Genomic DNA, 16,268 nt, shown 5'->3' with positions numbered 1-16,268 from the left:
ACTATATATCAAATTTCGTTTTATCGAAGCATGCTGTTTTTAGAGCAACTATTTTTAAAAGGATAAGTGGAAGGAGCATTAATAATATTGTTGAAGTGTTTATATAAAACAATTGAAAGGGTCTCTCTGGGAGAGTTATGCTTACGGCGAGCAATTCTTAGAGCAAAAAGTGGGGAATTTAAGGGTCTCTATGAAAAATAACCCCTTACATTTATAAATTGTTTAGTTAGAGAATTTTATTGCCAAAAACTTTATGTAGGCATAAATCTATGCAAATAATGCAATTTTCTTTTGAAGTGTGGCAAAATTTGCTATTGTTAGAGTGTGTTCTATTATGCTTTCCATCGTTTTTTCTTCCCTCTTTGGGGAAATATACTAGAAATGAATTGGAATAGGAGCGATTTTAATGACAATTGAAAATCCAAGTCGAGAAGAGATTGGCAAAATTTTAAAAAAAGCGAAAAAAATTGCGGTAGTTGGTTTAAGCGATAATCCTTCTAGAACATCCTATATGGTTTCAGAGGCGATGCAAAAGGCAGGATATGAAATTATCCCCGTAAATCCAACGGTAGATGAAGTGTTAGGTGTGAAAGCAGTTAAGCAATTAACAGATATCAAGGGACATGTTGATATTGTTAATGTGTTTAGAAGATCGGAATTCTTACCAGAGGTTGCAGCTGAGTTTGAAAAAATAGATGCAGATATATTTTGGGCTCAATTGGGACTTGTACATGAAGAAACATTTCATGATCTAACAGAAAAAGGCTATACGGTAATCATGGATCGCTGTATTAAAGTAGAGCACGCGATGACAAAATAGAAAAAGAAAAAGCAGAATGGTTGTCACTAATCATTCTGTTTTTTCTTTTGTAATAGAATAGCATTTATCCTAAAAAAACTGTTTGTTTGAGTGGATAAAACGATATCATTTAAAAAAAAATGAACGCGGTATTTATAAACTTATTCGTTTTTCCAAAGAATCTGTGTTAACATAATATAGATAAAAAGAGGAAATCCTCTTAAAAAAATCTTTTGCTTTTGCGATTATTGGTATAATATTGGTTTTGTCAGGAAAAAATCGAAAGATAAAATGGAAAATGAACGTGAAAAATGAGATTATGTGCTACAATACGATATAAGAACAAATGTTCTTTGTTGGACAGGTATCAACAACTGTTTATTAAAATTCGATAATTTGAAAAAAAGAAGGTTAGTAGAAAAGCCTTCTTTTAAACTCGTCTAATAAAAGTAGGGCTGTTTTAGAATTTTTGTTAACGATAGAAATTACAGCTTTATATAAGAAAGTGACAAAAATTCTTAACTGCCTAAAAAACAATTACCCGATAAATATTTTGGAACTTAGAGGATAATTCGTTTTTTAGACGAATACATAAACAATTGTTCGACATGATACATAGAAAGATACTATGTCGGATTTGTAGAAGTGAAAGGGGTATGTCAGTGGCAAAAGATCAGCAAGCATTCGAATATAATGATGATGCCATTCAGGTGTTAGAAGGTTTAGAAGCTGTCAGAAAACGTCCGGGAATGTATATCGGGAGTACAGATTCTAGAGGATTGCATCATCTTGTATATGAAATTGTAGATAACGCAGTCGATGAAGCACTGGCTGGATATGGAGATGCGATTATTGTAAAAATTCATCGTGACAATTCCATTAGTGTCAAAGATAGAGGACGTGGAATGCCGACTGGAATGCATAAGATTGGAAAGCCAACTCCTGAAGTTATCTTTACCATTCTTCATGCTGGAGGAAAATTTGGACAAGGCGGTTACAAAACTAGTGGCGGCTTACATGGTGTAGGTGCTTCTGTTGTTAACGCATTATCAGAATGGGTTGTTGTAAAGATCAAACGCGATGGTTTTATTTATGAACAACGTTTTGAAAACGGCGGAAAACCTGTCACCACACTAGAAAAAGTCGGGAAAACAAATCAAACTGGAACAACGATTCACTTTAAGCCAGATCCAGCGATATTTTCAACAACCACTTATAATTATGAAACGCTTTGTGAACGTTTAAGAGAATCTGCCTTTTTATTAAAAGGGCTAAGAATTGAAATTATCGATGAAAGAAATAATGAGCACGGTGTTTTCCATTATGAAAATGGAATAGAAGCTTTTGTTGAATATTTAAATGAAGAGAAAGATACCCTGCATCCAGTCGTAAGCCTTGAAGGCGAAAGTAACGGGATTGAAGTGGAATATGCTTTTCAATTCAATGATGGCTATTCAGAGAATGTTTTGTCCTTTGTTAATAATGTCCGCACAAAGGATGGCGGGACACATGAAGCTGGGGCCAAAACAGCCATGACACGTATGTTTAACGAATATGCGCGAAAAGTTAACCTTCTGAAAGAAAAGGATAAAAACTTGGATGGTTCGGATATCCGTGAAGGCTTATCTGCTATCGTTTCTGTACGTGTACCAGAAGATTTATTACAATTTGAAGGGCAAACAAAAGGAAAATTAGGGACCAGTGAGGCAAGATCAGCGGTGGATGCTGTTGTCTCTGAACACTTAGCCTATTTCTTTGAGGAAAATCCTGAAGTCAGCTCTCTTTTAATTAAGAAATCGATTAAAGCGGCACAAGCTAGAGAAGCTGCTCGAAAGGCAAGAGAAGAAGCAAGAAGTGGGAAAAAACGTAAGCGTGGAGAGGCAGTTCTTTCTGGTAAGCTAACTCCTGCTCAATCGAAAAACCCACAAAGAAATGAATTATATTTAGTGGAAGGAGATTCTGCTGGCGGTTCCGCAAAACAGGGGAGAGATCGTCGCTTTCAAGCTGTTCTTCCATTGCGCGGAAAAGTAATCAATACGGAAAAAGCAAAGCTTGCAGATATCTTTAAAAATGAAGAGATAAACACAATTATCCATGCAATTGGGGCTGGAGTGGGAGCCGACTTTAAAGTAGAGGATTCTAACTATGATAAAGTCATTATCATGACAGATGCTGATACAGATGGAGCACATATTCAAGTACTTCTATTAACGTTTTTCTATCGTTATATGAAACCTCTTGTGGAAGCAGGTAAGGTATATATCGCTTTACCGCCATTGTATAAGGTTAGTAAAGGTTCTGGAAAAAAAGAAGTCATCGAATACTCTTGGAGCGATGATGACTTGCAAGATACCATTAAAAAAGTGGGGAAAGGCTATATTTTGCAGAGATATAAAGGTCTTGGCGAGATGAATGCCGATCAACTTTGGGAAACAACAATGAATCCTGAAACAAGAACGTTAATACGAGTTAAGATAGATGATCTTGCTCGTGCTGAACGTCGTGTCACAACATTAATGGGTGATAAGGTGGAACCACGTAGAAAATGGATTGAATCAAATGTTGCATTCGGATTAGAAGAAGAAGGCAATATTCTCGAAAATGAAAATATTATGGTCACTGAGGAGGAGAGTCCATCATGAGTTCATTAGAGCAATACCGTGATTTACCTTTAGAGGATGTTCTCGGTGATCGTTTTGGACGGTATAGTAAATACATTATTCAAGAACGGGCATTACCGGATGCGAGAGATGGATTAAAGCCTGTTCAGCGTCGTATTCTTTATGCGATGCATGAAGAAGGAAATACACATGATAAACATTTCCGCAAATCAGCAAAAACAGTCGGGAATGTTATTGGTAATTACCATCCCCACGGCGATTCTTCTGTATATGACGCGATGGTAAGAATGAGTCAAGAATGGAAGGTTCGTAATGTCCTAATTGAAATGCACGGAAATAACGGGAGTATTGACGGGGATCCACCGGCGGCTATGCGTTACACAGAGGCTAGATTATCGGCTATTTCTGCAGAGTTACTTCGTGATATTGAAAAAAGAACTGTGGATTTCATTCCAAACTTTGATGATACATCCAATGAACCAACGGTGTTACCAGCGAAATTCCCGAATTTGTTAGTCAATGGTTCTACAGGTATCTCGGCTGGATATGCAACAGATATACCACCACATCACTTGGGAGAAGTTATCGATGGTGTGATTGAGCGTATGGATTCACCAAATTGTACGGTGGAAGACATTATGAAACATATTAAAGGTCCAGATTTCCCGACTGGTGGTATTATCCAAGGAGTAGAAGGCATTAAAAAGGCATATGAGACTGGTAAAGGGAAAATCATTGTTCGTGGAAAAACAGAAATTGAAACATTACGAGGCGGCAAGCAGCAAATTGTCATTACAGAGGTTCCTTATGAGCTAAATAAAAGCAATCTGGTGAAAAAGATTGATGAATTGCGTTTGGATCGTAAAGTAGAGGGAATCGCAGAAGTAAGAGATGAAACGGATCGTACAGGATTGCGAATTGTAATCGAGTTGAAAAAAGAAGTCGATGCAAACGGAATTCTAAATTTCTTATTTAAAAATACCGATCTACAGATTACTTACAGCTTTAATATGGTAGCCATTCATAATAAACGTCCAAAATTAATGGGAATTATCGCTTTACTTGATGCTTATATCGAGCATCAAAAAGAAACGATTAAACGACGTACTGAATTCGACTTGCAAAAAGCTAAAGATCGCGAGCATATTGTGGATGGATTAATAAAAGCATTATCTATTCTTGATGAGGTTATAGCAACGATCCGCGCATCAAAGGATAAACGAGATGCGAAAAATAACTTGATGGCTGCTTTTCAATTTACTGAGCCTCAAGCAGAAGCAATTGTGTCTTTACAGTTATACCGCTTAACCAATACAGATATAACGGCATTAGAAGCAGAGGCGGCAGAGTTGGCCCAAAAAATTGAAGAGTGGACGGCAATCCTAGCAAGTGAAAAGAAATTGCTATCGGTTATCAAAAAAGAACTTAAAGATGTAAAAAAACGCTTTGTTAGTGAAAGACGTACATTAATACAAGATGAAATTGAAGAAATTAAAATCAATCTTGAAGTCTTAATCGCGAGTGAAGATGTAATTGTCACTGTAACGAAAGATGGATATATTAAGCGCACAAGCCAGCGTTCATATGCAGCAAGCAATGGCCAAGATTTTGGTATGAAAGATACAGATCGAATACTTGCCAAAATAGATGTAAACACAACCGAAGTCTTGTTATTGTTTACAGACAAAGGCAATTATCTCTATTTACCGGTACACGAGTTGCCAGATATACGCTGGAAGGATCTAGGTCAGCATATTTCCAATATCATACCAATTGACCGAGATGAATCGATTATTAAGGCAATGCCTATAAAGGACTTTGAACAAAATCAATATCTGCTTTTCTTTACAAAAAATGGTATGGCGAAGAAAACAGAGTTGATTAACTATAAAGCACAGCGTTACTCTAAACCATTAGTTGCTATTAACCTAAAAGGAGACGACGAAGTAGTAGATGTTTTCCTAACAAACGGTAAACAAGAAGTTTTAATAGCAACTCATATAGGTTATGCCTTACGATTCCATGAGGAAGAAATCAATATTGTTGGTGCAAGAGCAGCTGGTGTCAAAGGTATTAATCTTAAAGACAATGATTATGTTGTTGCTGGTAAAGTTATAACAAATCCTCTGCAGGAAAGCGTCGTAATTGTTACGCAACGTGGTTCCATAAAAAAAATGAAACTCACTGAATTTGAGTTTTCTGGAAGAGCAAAACGAGGCTTGATTATGCTTCGAGAATTAAAAGCAAATCCTCACCGTATTGTTGGGATGACAATAGCAGGGGCACAAGATATCATTTATCTTCAAACCGAGAAAGGCGATATTGAATCGCTGAAAACGGCAGATCTTCGCTTTAATGATCGCTATTCCAATGGATCCTTTGTTATCGATGAAACAGAGGCAGGTAAAATTGTTGAATTATGGGAAGAAAAAATTACCGATGAGCAAGTATAAATAATATTAGTTTAAGAGGTTCCCGATTCGTAAGGTCAATTGCGAATTGGGAACCTCTTTTAATTAGAATGAAATTGTTTTGGATATAGGGAAGGTAAAGCGATGAAAACCACTTTGGAAGAGAATGTCGAAGAAAAAGGTGTTCATCGAGTGAATGAAAACCACTTTGAAGGAGAACGCAGGAGAAAATAGCGTTCATCGAATAAATGAAAACCACTTTGAAGGAGAACGCAGGAAAAAATAGCGTTCATGAAGAAAATGAAAGCCACATTGGAGTAGAACGTAAGAGAAAATAGCTTTCATCGAATGAATGAAAACCACTTTGAAGGAGAACGCAGGAGAAAATAGCGTTCATGAAGAAAATGAAAGCCACATTGGACTAGAACGCAGGAGAAAATAGCGTTCATGAAGAAAATGAAAGCCACATTGGAGTAGAACGTAAGAGAAAATAGCGTTCATCGAATAAATGAAAACCACTTTGAAGGAGAACGTAAGAGAAAATAGCGTTCATCGAATAAATGAAAACCACTTTGAAGGAGAACGCAGGAGAAAATAGCGTTCATCGAGTGAATGAAAGCAACTTTGGAAGAGAATGCAGGAAAAAATAGTGTTCATGAAGAAAATGAAAACCACTTTGAAGGAGAACGCAGAAGAAAATAGCGTTCATCAAACAAATGAATACTACTTTTTATAATACCACTGAAAAAGGCAGTCTTTATCCGAGCAAACCCCGCTTTTTTAAATACGAAAATCATAAACAATGGAGTTCATTTACCTTCTAATAATGCCAGTTTACTTTATGCAAAACCTCCAATTAAAATTTCTTTTCCTTTCTTACATGATTTTACCAAAAAAGGACATCCTAAAAGTAATAAGACATAGGGAGGTTTTAGCATGAGAAGGGAAATGCTTGTGGCTTTATGTGCTTTCTTTTTGATGACTTTAACTGCTATTACTGGTGTATATGCAATGGAGAAAGAAGATAAAACAAACAAATTAATTTTGGAAGAAAAAATCGATATAACAAATGATGAACAGGAAGAAACCGTGCAATTAAAAGGAGATGCATCCGATCAGCCTGAAAATAGCAATTTCTTTAAGGAATTTTTTTTAAAGGTAACGAAAGGAAAAGATAAGAGCGCCACTCTAACAGTGGAAGGTGGATTTGATCCTGTATTACATATAATCGATATAAATGATGATCATCAAAAAGAAATATTACTTACTGTTTCTGCGAATGAAAGAGGGTCAGAAAAAAACTTTTATTTCTTTCAACTACAAGGCAATCATTTAATAGAATTGCAAAAACCAGAGCTGGCATCGGTTGAAAGTCAGTTTAAAGATGCCTATAAAGCGGAAATAAAAATAAATAATGAAAAAACATATATATTCGATTTATATGATCGGAGAAATCATTATGAGAAACTTGGTCTTTATCATAAAGCAAGATTAAATGAACCAACTGAATTAATTTTATCCCCCTTTTCCGAATTAAAAGTAACAAGATTCAACAATCAAACGGCGATGAAAGGGAAACAAAGAATTAGTGGGCTGGCGACAGTTGATACGATTGGTTACTTGGAAACTTGGTGGATATGGAAAAAGGAAGAATGGATATTAGAAAAAGTAAAAGTGAAGGAAATTAGTTATAAAGGATCGCAGCACCATTAAAAAAAGAGATTCTTCATTTTAAGGAGAAATAAGTAGTATAATGAAAGTACTTATTTCTTTTATGAAAGGATCGAATTTATGTCATTACTTTTCTTATGTTTAAGTGCTGTATTTGGGGGATGGTTGTTTCAAGTATGCCAGCTTCCTCTGTCTTGGCTGCTTGGCCCCATGTTCAGTACCATCCTTTATGTTCGACTTGCCAAAAATTCTCCGAATTTACCTTTCTCCTTTCGAGATATCGGACTCCTTGTTATTGGCTACCTCATTGGAAGACAATTTACCAATCAGACACTTATTGAAATGGGAACCCACCTCCCCTCCATGCTTTTGATGACGGTTGTTATGCTTGCCTTTAGTTTCCTTCTTGCCTTTACAACTTCAAAATTAACGCATAGTAATTTAAAATCAACTGTTGCCGGTAGCATCCCAGGAGGACTATCTCAAATGGTGGCGATTAGTTCAGAAATAAAAGGAATTGATCTCACTGTCGTTACAGTTATTCAAATAAGTAGAATTTTATCTGTCATGATTCTTGTTCCACTCCTCGTATATAGTCCTATTTTGTATGGCAATCAAGCAGTTGCAGCAGTAACAACCACTAGCGGAAGCCCGAGCTATCATTGGATGATTTTCCTAATCTTATTCTTTTGCTCTCTAATTGCAAGCAAAGTGAAAAAGTGGAAGTTTCCAGCGCCGTTTATGATTGGTCCAATGATTTTTGTTGCAACCATATCGATTGCTGGGATGGATGTACCCGAAATTCCGACTTCTCTTGCATGTGTGGCACAAACATTGATTGGAATTGATCTTGGTTTACAAATTAAATTTGGTAATATCGAAAACAAAGCAAGGTTTTTAAGTGTTGTTACAGTAACTTCTGCCTTACTAGTCCTTTTTTCTTTAGTACTTGGCTATATTTTAGTAAGAGTAGATCAGGATATTTCATTATTGACTGCTTTTATTGGATTAGCTCCAGGAGGAATGGCGGAAATGGCCGTACTGGGGCAATCCGTTCATGCTAACTTGCCGATTATCACAACGTACCAGTTATTTCGATTGTTGTTTATCTTATTTTGTGTCCCAATTATTATGAAATGGGGTTTTCAGCGTGTAGAAAAAAGATTAGCAGAGCGAAAAGGTTAATTTCAATAGGATTAATTTGTGCAACAATCTAATTGCTACTTTTAAGTTTTATTTCCGAAAAGAAAAAGACGAATCATTCCAATTAGTATAAAATAGGATAGAAGCAAGTGGTTTGAATATTCTTACAGGAAGGAGGGAGAAAAAATACCGCTTTTAATTTGCTTTGGAGATAGTATTACTGCAGGGAGAGAAACTAGAAATGAACCTGTTTTGACAGCCATGCTGGCAGATAAAATCGATCATTATGAAATAATCAATGCAGGAATAAATGGGAATAACACAGTTGATGCATTAAAAAGAATACAAGCAGATGTTATCCAGAAGCAGCCTGATTTAGTAACGATTCTATTTGGTGCAAATGATGCAGCCTTTCATAAGATGATTGACTTACCCACCTATCGAAAAAATATGAAGAGAATCGTCCAATTGATTGGTCCAGACAAGGCTATTCTGATTACGCCAGCTCCAGTCGATGAAACGTTGCAGTTTGCAAGGACAAATGAGGTTTTAGCTAGGTATGCAAATGCAGTTAAGGAAGTTGCTAATGAAACAGGAGCATACTTTATTGATTTTTATACTGAAATGCTCTCTTTAAAAGATTATCAGAAGAAACTAAAAGGTATACATAATGATGGTCTTCATTTTGGGGAAGCAGGTTATGCTATTTTAGTAGATTTGCTTGTGAAAAAAATAGATAAAATTTGGTAGGTGGAGATATGGCATATACAGGTTCTTCTGTATACGATCAGGAACAGTTCTTTGAAAATTATCGGGCTAGAAGAAATCGAGAAACAAGCCCCAATAATAGTATAGAAAGCCCTATTTTATCTGAATTATTAGGGAAAATAGACGGTAAGTCTATCCTTGATTTAGGTTGTGGAGATGCAAGTTTTGGTATAGAACTTTTAGAAAAAGGTGCAGCAAGTTATACAGGAATAGAAGGTTCGAAGAGAATGTTTGACGAAGCTTCCCATATTTTAAATGGCACAACTGCTTCTGTGTATCATTCTACACTAGAGGATTGGAAATTTAGCAATAGCAAAATGGATATCGTTGTCTCAAGGCTAGTATTTCACTATATTAAAGACTTACAGCCAATTTTTCAGGGTGTATATGATCAGTTAAATGATAATGGTAAGTTTATCTTTAGTGTGCAACATCCTCTATGCCTTTCTACATTTGACAGTTCCGTTTCCTCGAAAAAAAGAACGAATTGGATTGTCGATGATTATTTTTCTATAGGAGAAAGAATAGAGCGATGGATAGATGAGGAAGTAGTAAAATATCATCGCACGATTGAGGAGTATTTTCGGCTGTTAAAAGAAGCAGGCTTTAAAATAACCGATTTACGAGAAGGAATGCCGAAACGAGAAAATTTTTTGCGTAAAGAAGAATATGAAAGACGAATGAGGATTCCGCTTTTCTTGATAGTATCTTGCGAAAAATAAAGCAAAGGAAGGGAGTTTCAAATGAAGAAGGAATTGAGACTGTATTTTATCAGACATGGAGAGACTCAATATAATATCGAAAAGAGAATGCAAGGGTTTTGTGATTCTCCTTTAACAGAAAATGGGATATTACAAGCAAGGTCAGTTGGTGCTGGTTTAACAGATATACCTTTTGAGGCTGCTTATGCCAGTGATAGTCAGAGAGTGTTAGATACGGCAAAATTTGCTATTGGTAATAGAAATATTCAACTAACAAAAGATGCAAGATTAAAAGAAATGAATTTTGGAGTGTTGGAAGCAATGCTGCAGACAGACATTATCGCACAGCATGGAGATATAGTGGAAAGACTCTTCTCCTTTACAGATATGGAAAGCAAAGTTCAAGATGGAGAATCCTTTACTGAATTATTAACGCGAACAAGAGCGGCTGTTGACGATATTATTGCTAAGCATAAAGATACAGGCGGCAATATTTTGGTTTTCTCTCATGGTGTTACGATTGGATTTTTCATTAAATCTCTGCTAAATATGGCTGATTACCCACACCATGATAATTGCTGTGTTTCTGTAATTAATGTAAAAGATGGTGTATTAATGGTCGAAAAAGTAGCAGATCCTTCGTTTCGTGATAATGGAAAGCTATCTTTATCTTTAAGTATAGATTAGATATTTCCCCCAACACTTATGTGAAAACTTATATAAAGGAGGGGGCGATAGTGAAAGCTACTCCTAATAAGATTCATATCATTGGTTCTGTAGCTAGTGGAAAAACGACATTAGCAAAAGATTTATCAATGAAATTACAAATTCCCTATTATGAATTAGATAATGTTGTTTGGAAGCGATCAGATCGTGGAGATGTTAGAAGATCGGAAGAAGAGAGAAAAGCAAATTTACAATCCATAACCCAAACAGATAGATGGATTGTAGAAGGTGTGCATAGTGAGGAATGGGTACGTGGCAGCTTCCAACAAGCAGATGTCATTGTTTTTTTGGACACCAATTATTCTAAACGTACCTATCGTATAATAAAACGATACGTTAAACAGAAGCTTGGTCAAGAAAAGGCCCATTACCAGCCAAACTTAACGATTTTCTTTAAAATGTTTAAATGGAATAAGCATTTCGAGCAAGTAGGTAAACCTTCTTTCTTTCATACATACAAACAGTATCAGAACAAAATTTTTGTGATAAAAAATGAAAATGAATTATCGGACCTATTTAAAAATAACGATTGACATTTTTTGAAGTTTTTCCTAAAATGACAGAAAGTTTCAATTAGTTCCATAAGATAAACACGATGATTAGGAGTATTAAGAAGTAAGTATGCTAGAGAGAGCTGTCGTTTGGTGAAAGATAGCGCATATCACTTCCCAACTCGCCTAGGAGTGGTTAGGTAGAAATGTATATCTAGACGGTTGGCTCTCGTCATTGAGCTTAAGAAGGTTCGTTTTCTAACGAATGAAGAAGAGTGGTACCACGATAAATCCTATCGTCTCTTTTAAGAGACAATAGGATTTTTTTATACTATTTTAGGGGGAAAGGGAAATGGAAACCAATTGTTTCATATGCGATAAACATAAAGGGATTATTAAAACAGCAGGAATACCAATCTATGAAAATGAATATGTTTATGTTGGTCATATTGACAGAAAAGGCAAGGGCAGTTACCTAGGACATCTTATGATCGATTTAAAAAGACATATTCCTACACTTGCTGAGATGACAAATGATGAAGCAAAGGCGTTTGGACTTATTATTTCAAGAGTCAGCAAGGCATTAAAGGAAACAGAAAACGCGGAACATATTTATGCTCTCGTCTCAGGAAATTCGGTTCCTCATCTTCACCTTCATCTAAATGCAAGATATCCGAATACTCCTGAAAGATATTGGGGACCAACGGAGTTATATGATTGGCCAGAGGCTCCGATTGCAAACGCAGAGGAAATGAGCTCTTTATGTAAAAGAATAAAAAATTACTTAGCAAATGAAGTTTTTGAGGAAGCGTAATGGAATATAAATGGGTAGGTTCTGATAAGAATTATGTAGATGAAATTAATATCCTCCATCTAAGAAATAATTTAGTACTTGGACGCTTTGGAGGAAACTCCTCTGCAGGTCAATATAAAAATGAAGACGGCTGTTTCATTTGGATAGAACGTGAATGGGAGCTTGTCATCCTCTTGGATGCACATGATTCAGCACAAAGTGCAGAATTAGTAATAAAAAGTATAGCGACAAAGAAAGAGGAGATCAAAACAATTCTCCAATTACCGTTAAAAAGAGTGTTCCAAGAAATTACTTACTTTTTCTTAAACCATTTCGCAAGCAAGGAATTTCTGGAGCAATGCAAGATGATTCAAGGAGAAACTGCATGCTTAATCGTTGTAAGAAAAGCACACTATTTATGGTGGTTATCAATTGGCGACTGTATACTTGCACTCCATCATCCAGAACTTTCAAGATTAGGAGAATACCAGCAAAATCACCGAAGCTTCTATGAATGGATTGGGGTAAATAGTACTTTCCATCAAGAAGTACCCTCCTATAATCAAGGAGTGAAAGAATTAAGAAAGGGTAAAACACATATCTTTCTCACTACAGATGGACTGATTGAGTGTCCCAACACGGATTATCATAGGATGGAAGCCATTTTTCAAGGATTTGATACGTTTTCTAATCAAGAGAGCGTCTATTATTTATTAAAAGAAATAAAAAAGAAAAATGTCCGTGACAGCACAACGATAATATCTTGGATTGTTCATAATAACAAAGAAGATACGATGCCAAGTGATTTTTTAAAAGGAGTGAGATAAAGTTCAAGGCGCTATAAGAATACATCTTATTTTTAATCAAATAAGATGTATTTTATTTTAAATCAAATAAGATGTATTTTATTTTAAATATGTTATACTTATTATAGAGTATTAATTTAATAGTATAACATATTTAAAAAGGAGCGAAGTCTATGACAATATCAGTTGCAATAAATGGCTTTGGGAGAATTGGAAGAATGGTGCTTAGAAATGCTATTAATGATCAAAGTATACATATTACTGCTATTAATGCCAGTTATCCTTCTGAAACGATAGCACATTTAATAAAGTATGACACAATTCACGGTAAGTTTCCAGGTAAGGTTGTGGCTAAAGAACATTCGATTTTTATAAATGACCAAGAGATTCTATTAGTGAATAACCGTAATCCAGAAAAACTTCCGTGGCGTGAATTGGGAATAGATATCGTAGTAGAAGCTACAGGGAAATTTAACGCGAGAGACAAAGCAGCAATGCATTTAAAAGCTGGTGCGCATAAAGTAGTGCTTACCGCTCCTGGTGTAAATGCTGATGCAACCATCGTCATGGGTGTGAATGATAGTATATTAAATATTGATAAACATCATGTTATTTCGAATGCATCATGTACGACCAATTGCTTAGGACCGGTTGCTATGGTTATAGACGAACATTTTACGATAAAGAATGGATTAATGACAACAATTCACTCCTATACCAATGATCAAAACAATATAGATAATCCCCATCATGATTTACGGCGGGCAAGGTCATGTGGGCAAAATATTATTCCCACTTCGACTGGAGCAGCTAAGGCCTTAAAACAGATCCTTCCACATTTGGAAGGAAAACTTCATGGAATGGCGTTAAGAGTGCCAACACAAAATGTTTCTTTAGTCGATTTAGTCGTCGATTTAGAAAAAAATGTGACAAGTGAAGTTGTTAATCAAGCTTTTGAAGAGGCCTCAAACGGAAAACTGAAAGGGATTCTAAGCATTACAGAGGAACCTTTAGTATCTGTTGATTTTAATACAACAACCGAGTCTGCAACTATTGATGCTTTATCAACAATGGTCATCGGGCAAAATAAAGTGAAAATACTAGCTTGGTATGATAATGAATGGGGCTATTCTAATCGAGTGGTTGAATTGGTAAAGCTTGTTGGAAGCAAGTTGCGTGTGAAAATGGATAGTCAAGCTGTGTAAAAGATAGTTAATCGATTAAACGATAGAATAGATGCAGGAAGGTAAGATTATCTGACTGCATCTATTTTTTTGTTGCTTTCTTCATGATGCTCCTATATTTATAAAACGAATTAAATCAGAAATAAAGCAACTGTTTTAGGCCTGCACCAGTGGTCCGATTTTTTTATCTCCAAAAATTTTTTCTAATTTAGAAACTTTCTTACAGATTTGTCCGTATGAAAGAAGAACGTGATAGGGAGGGTGTGTAAATGTCTCTTTTAGAAGTAAAGATTCAATCAGCTGGATACGAGCAAAAGAAAGAAATTATTAGAGAAATTAATTTTACTATTGAAAAAGGAGAATTGGTTGGTTTAATTGGGCCAAATGGTGCTGGCAAAAGTACGACAATCAAAAGTTTATTAGGTTTAATCGAACATTTAGAAGGAACGGTTTCCTACATAGATGGCATAACTTATTCCTATTTACCAGAACGACCTATTTTCTATGATGAATTAACATTATGGGAACACCTAGACTTTGTTGCAGCAGTAGAGGGGTTAGAAGAAAAGGAATATAAGCAAAAGGCTAATGAATTGCTAAATGTGTACAAGTTAGCGGAACACGCGCATGAAAACCCAACTAAATATTCAAAGGGAATGCAGCAGAAAGCGATGCTTATACTTGCGATGATTACAAATCCATCCTTATATATTATTGATGAACCGTTTATGGGACTTGACCCAAATGCCATGAAGCTTTTTCTCGGATCGATGGAAATAGAGCAAAAACATGGTGCTGGCATATTAATGTCTACCCATGTATTAGATACAGCAGAAAAGATTTGTGATCGATTTCTTATGATCCATAATGGCCAGCTAGTGGCAAAAGGAACATTAGAGGAGATAAGGGATCAATGTCAGTTGCCCGCTGGATCTTTGTATGATTGTTTTCATTTGTTAGCAGAGGATCATGGTAATGAATAGTAGAAAGTTGTTTTTTTCACGTTTAATTAGGAATTGGCACTATCAATGGAAAGTGCTTCGATCGATTGCTGATTGGACGGTAATTGTATATATCTTAGTCCCTCTAGGTGTTTTCTGTGTAGCTATCTATCGTTCTTGGTGGCTGGAGATACCTGTCTGGATACATAAGATCCCTTTTATTGTTCCTTTTTTCTGCCTTTACTTTCTGGCATGGATTGGCAATATCAGAACCCTTATTGTGGAAGCTGATAAAGTATTTTTAGTCAAACAGCTTCATTTGATTGGAAGGTTAAAAGCACTGAGCTATTTCTATTCTCTGTTCTTTCAAACAATGGTGCTTTCAGCAGGCTTCTTATGCTTACTACCATTTTTACTCCATTATTATTTGTTAAATTGGTCAGTAATCCTTGTCTTATTTGTCTATTTCACTGCTTTACAATCTTGCTTCATGTTATGGAAGTACCATATCCGAAAAATAGGTTCTATGTGGGCAAAAAGCTTGCTGGTGGTTTTCTTGTTTCTTGTATTTAATTGGTTTAGTCAATGGATTTATCATATAGTGGATATGGGAATGACTATTCCAGTATATGCTCTGTCACTAATTATCCTCTTGTTGTCGATCTTCTTTAGTTTGACAGCTTTACAAAAGATCGCATCTATTGATCTCCATATTGAATTAGAGCAAGAGCGTAAAACTAGTATCGTTCAGGCCATCTATTTAGCAGCTCCTGAAATAGAAAAGCCGGTCATTGTGAGAAGAAAGAAACCGCGTATTTTCAAAAACTCTAAACGGATCTTTCAAAATCGCACACCAGTTAACGGCTTTATCGAATTATTTATTAAGATAGTTATACGTAATTCTAGTTATATATATGGGTATTTGATGTTAATTAATAGCACAACCGGTGCCATGATTATAGTACCGCCCCTATGGTTAAAGATTCTTATTTTTGTAGGGTTTTCTATTATCATGAATGGGTGGCTTACGACCCTATGGAATAAAGTGTGCCACTACCATCCGTTGATGAAAAAATATATGGAAAGTGATGCTTATTTTTCAGCAAGGAAAAAAGCTGTAAGAGGTATGCTAAGCTTTGCGTTAGTGCTGGTACTTTTTTTAACTTGTGTTTTTGGTTTTATCATTGGAAGGTAAGTCAAAGCAATTTGTAAA

Annotated in this window: 14 protein-coding genes and 1 other annotated feature; all 14 genes read left to right on the top strand. The window is 35.7% G+C overall.

Translation table 11 applies throughout. From position 1 onward, the window contains the following. The first annotated feature begins 406 nt into the window (after positions 1-406). Positions 407-820 carry a CoA-binding protein gene (locus tag NiCM35_RS05055; protein ID WP_095328873.1) on the top strand — a complete coding sequence of 138 codons (414 nt, stop codon included), beginning with the start codon at positions 407-409 and terminating at the stop codon, positions 818-820. A gap of 641 nt (positions 821-1,461) precedes the next feature. Then, positions 1,462-3,441, top strand: a complete 1,980-nt coding sequence (parE, locus tag NiCM35_RS05050; protein ID WP_095328872.1) for a DNA topoisomerase IV subunit B — start codon at positions 1,462-1,464, stop codon at positions 3,439-3,441. After that, positions 3,438-5,873 (top strand): DNA topoisomerase IV subunit A, encoded by a 2,436-nt coding sequence (parC, locus tag NiCM35_RS05045; RefSeq protein WP_095328871.1) that lies wholly within the window; start codon positions 3,438-3,440, stop codon positions 5,871-5,873. The genes parE and parC overlap by 4 nt, the downstream gene beginning before the upstream one ends. A gap of 894 nt (positions 5,874-6,767) precedes the next feature. After that, positions 6,768-7,544, top strand: a complete 777-nt coding sequence (locus NiCM35_RS05040; RefSeq protein WP_095328870.1) for a YybI family spore inner coat protein — start codon at positions 6,768-6,770, stop codon at positions 7,542-7,544. Between the two features lie 78 nt (positions 7,545-7,622). Then, positions 7,623-8,687 (top strand): AbrB family transcriptional regulator, encoded by a 1,065-nt coding sequence (locus NiCM35_RS05035; RefSeq protein WP_095328869.1) that lies wholly within the window; start codon positions 7,623-7,625, stop codon positions 8,685-8,687. A 144-nt stretch (positions 8,688-8,831) separates the two neighbouring features. Beyond that, the gene (locus NiCM35_RS05030; protein ID WP_172859345.1) at positions 8,832-9,395 is read left to right on the top strand and encodes an SGNH/GDSL hydrolase family protein; all 564 of its coding nucleotides are present in this window, start codon (positions 8,832-8,834) and stop codon (positions 9,393-9,395) included. Between the two features lie 8 nt (positions 9,396-9,403). Next, positions 9,404-10,135: a class I SAM-dependent DNA methyltransferase gene (locus tag NiCM35_RS05025; protein ID WP_095328867.1), complete on the top strand. Its 732-nt coding sequence runs from the start codon at positions 9,404-9,406 to the stop codon at positions 10,133-10,135. Between the two features lie 21 nt (positions 10,136-10,156). After that, the gene (locus NiCM35_RS05020; RefSeq protein WP_123259398.1) at positions 10,157-10,801 is read left to right on the top strand and encodes a histidine phosphatase family protein; all 645 of its coding nucleotides are present in this window, start codon (positions 10,157-10,159) and stop codon (positions 10,799-10,801) included. A 47-nt stretch (positions 10,802-10,848) separates the two neighbouring features. Beyond that, positions 10,849-11,373 (top strand): P-loop NTPase family protein, encoded by a 525-nt coding sequence (locus NiCM35_RS05015; RefSeq protein ID WP_095328889.1) that lies wholly within the window; start codon positions 10,849-10,851, stop codon positions 11,371-11,373. 53 nt (positions 11,374-11,426) lie between these two features. After that, positions 11,427-11,638, top strand: a binding site (T-box leader). 45 nt (positions 11,639-11,683) lie between these two features. Further along, the gene (locus NiCM35_RS05010) at positions 11,684-12,145 is read left to right on the top strand and encodes an HIT family protein (protein WP_123257718.1); all 462 of its coding nucleotides are present in this window, start codon (positions 11,684-11,686) and stop codon (positions 12,143-12,145) included. After that, positions 12,145-12,951 (top strand): PP2C family serine/threonine-protein phosphatase, encoded by an 807-nt coding sequence (locus tag NiCM35_RS05005; protein WP_433778806.1) that lies wholly within the window; start codon positions 12,145-12,147, stop codon positions 12,949-12,951. The genes NiCM35_RS05010 and NiCM35_RS05005 overlap by 1 nt, the downstream gene beginning before the upstream one ends. A gap of 152 nt (positions 12,952-13,103) precedes the next feature. Further along, on the top strand, positions 13,104-14,135 hold the full coding sequence (locus NiCM35_RS05000; protein ID WP_433778805.1) for a glyceraldehyde-3-phosphate dehydrogenase: 1,032 nt from the start codon (positions 13,104-13,106) through the stop codon (positions 14,133-14,135). Between the two features lie 248 nt (positions 14,136-14,383). Continuing rightward, positions 14,384-15,097 carry an ABC transporter ATP-binding protein gene (locus NiCM35_RS04995; RefSeq protein WP_123259399.1) on the top strand — a complete coding sequence of 238 codons (714 nt, stop codon included), beginning with the start codon at positions 14,384-14,386 and terminating at the stop codon, positions 15,095-15,097. Then, a complete protein-coding gene (locus NiCM35_RS04990; protein ID WP_371473169.1) occupies positions 15,090-16,250 on the top strand; it encodes an ABC transporter permease in 1,161 nt (386 codons plus the stop codon). The genes NiCM35_RS04995 and NiCM35_RS04990 overlap by 8 nt, the downstream gene beginning before the upstream one ends. The last annotated feature ends 18 nt before the right edge of the window (positions 16,251-16,268 follow it).

This window comes from Niallia sp. M35 (assembly GCF_050971705.1).
Lineage (GTDB): Bacteria > Bacillota > Bacilli > Bacillales > Cytobacillaceae > Niallia > Niallia circulans_A.
This window is presented reverse-complemented; position numbering and strand designations above follow the sequence as displayed.

What these genes read in the sequence shown, in the direction of transcription:
- NiCM35_RS05055 (WP_095328873.1), top strand. Translation starts at nt 407, where the DNA reads ATGACAATTGAAAATCCAAGTCGAGAAGAGATTGGCAAAATTTTAAAA.
- parC (WP_095328871.1), top strand. Translation starts at nt 3,438, where the DNA reads ATGAGTTCATTAGAGCAATACCGTGATTTACCTTTAGAGGATGTTCTC.
- NiCM35_RS05040 (WP_095328870.1), top strand. Translation starts at nt 6,768, where the DNA reads ATGAGAAGGGAAATGCTTGTGGCTTTATGTGCTTTCTTTTTGATGACT.
- NiCM35_RS05035 (WP_095328869.1), top strand. Translation starts at nt 7,623, where the DNA reads ATGTCATTACTTTTCTTATGTTTAAGTGCTGTATTTGGGGGATGGTTG.
- NiCM35_RS05025 (WP_095328867.1), top strand. Translation starts at nt 9,404, where the DNA reads ATGGCATATACAGGTTCTTCTGTATACGATCAGGAACAGTTCTTTGAA.
- NiCM35_RS05020 (WP_123259398.1), top strand. Translation starts at nt 10,157, where the DNA reads ATGAAGAAGGAATTGAGACTGTATTTTATCAGACATGGAGAGACTCAA.
- NiCM35_RS05010 (WP_123257718.1), top strand. Translation starts at nt 11,684, where the DNA reads ATGGAAACCAATTGTTTCATATGCGATAAACATAAAGGGATTATTAAA.
- NiCM35_RS05005 (WP_433778806.1), top strand. Translation starts at nt 12,145, where the DNA reads ATGGAATATAAATGGGTAGGTTCTGATAAGAATTATGTAGATGAAATT.
- NiCM35_RS05000 (WP_433778805.1), top strand. Translation starts at nt 13,104, where the DNA reads ATGACAATATCAGTTGCAATAAATGGCTTTGGGAGAATTGGAAGAATG.
- NiCM35_RS04995 (WP_123259399.1), top strand. Translation starts at nt 14,384, where the DNA reads ATGTCTCTTTTAGAAGTAAAGATTCAATCAGCTGGATACGAGCAAAAG.
- NiCM35_RS04990 (WP_371473169.1), top strand. Translation starts at nt 15,090, where the DNA reads ATGAATAGTAGAAAGTTGTTTTTTTCACGTTTAATTAGGAATTGGCAC.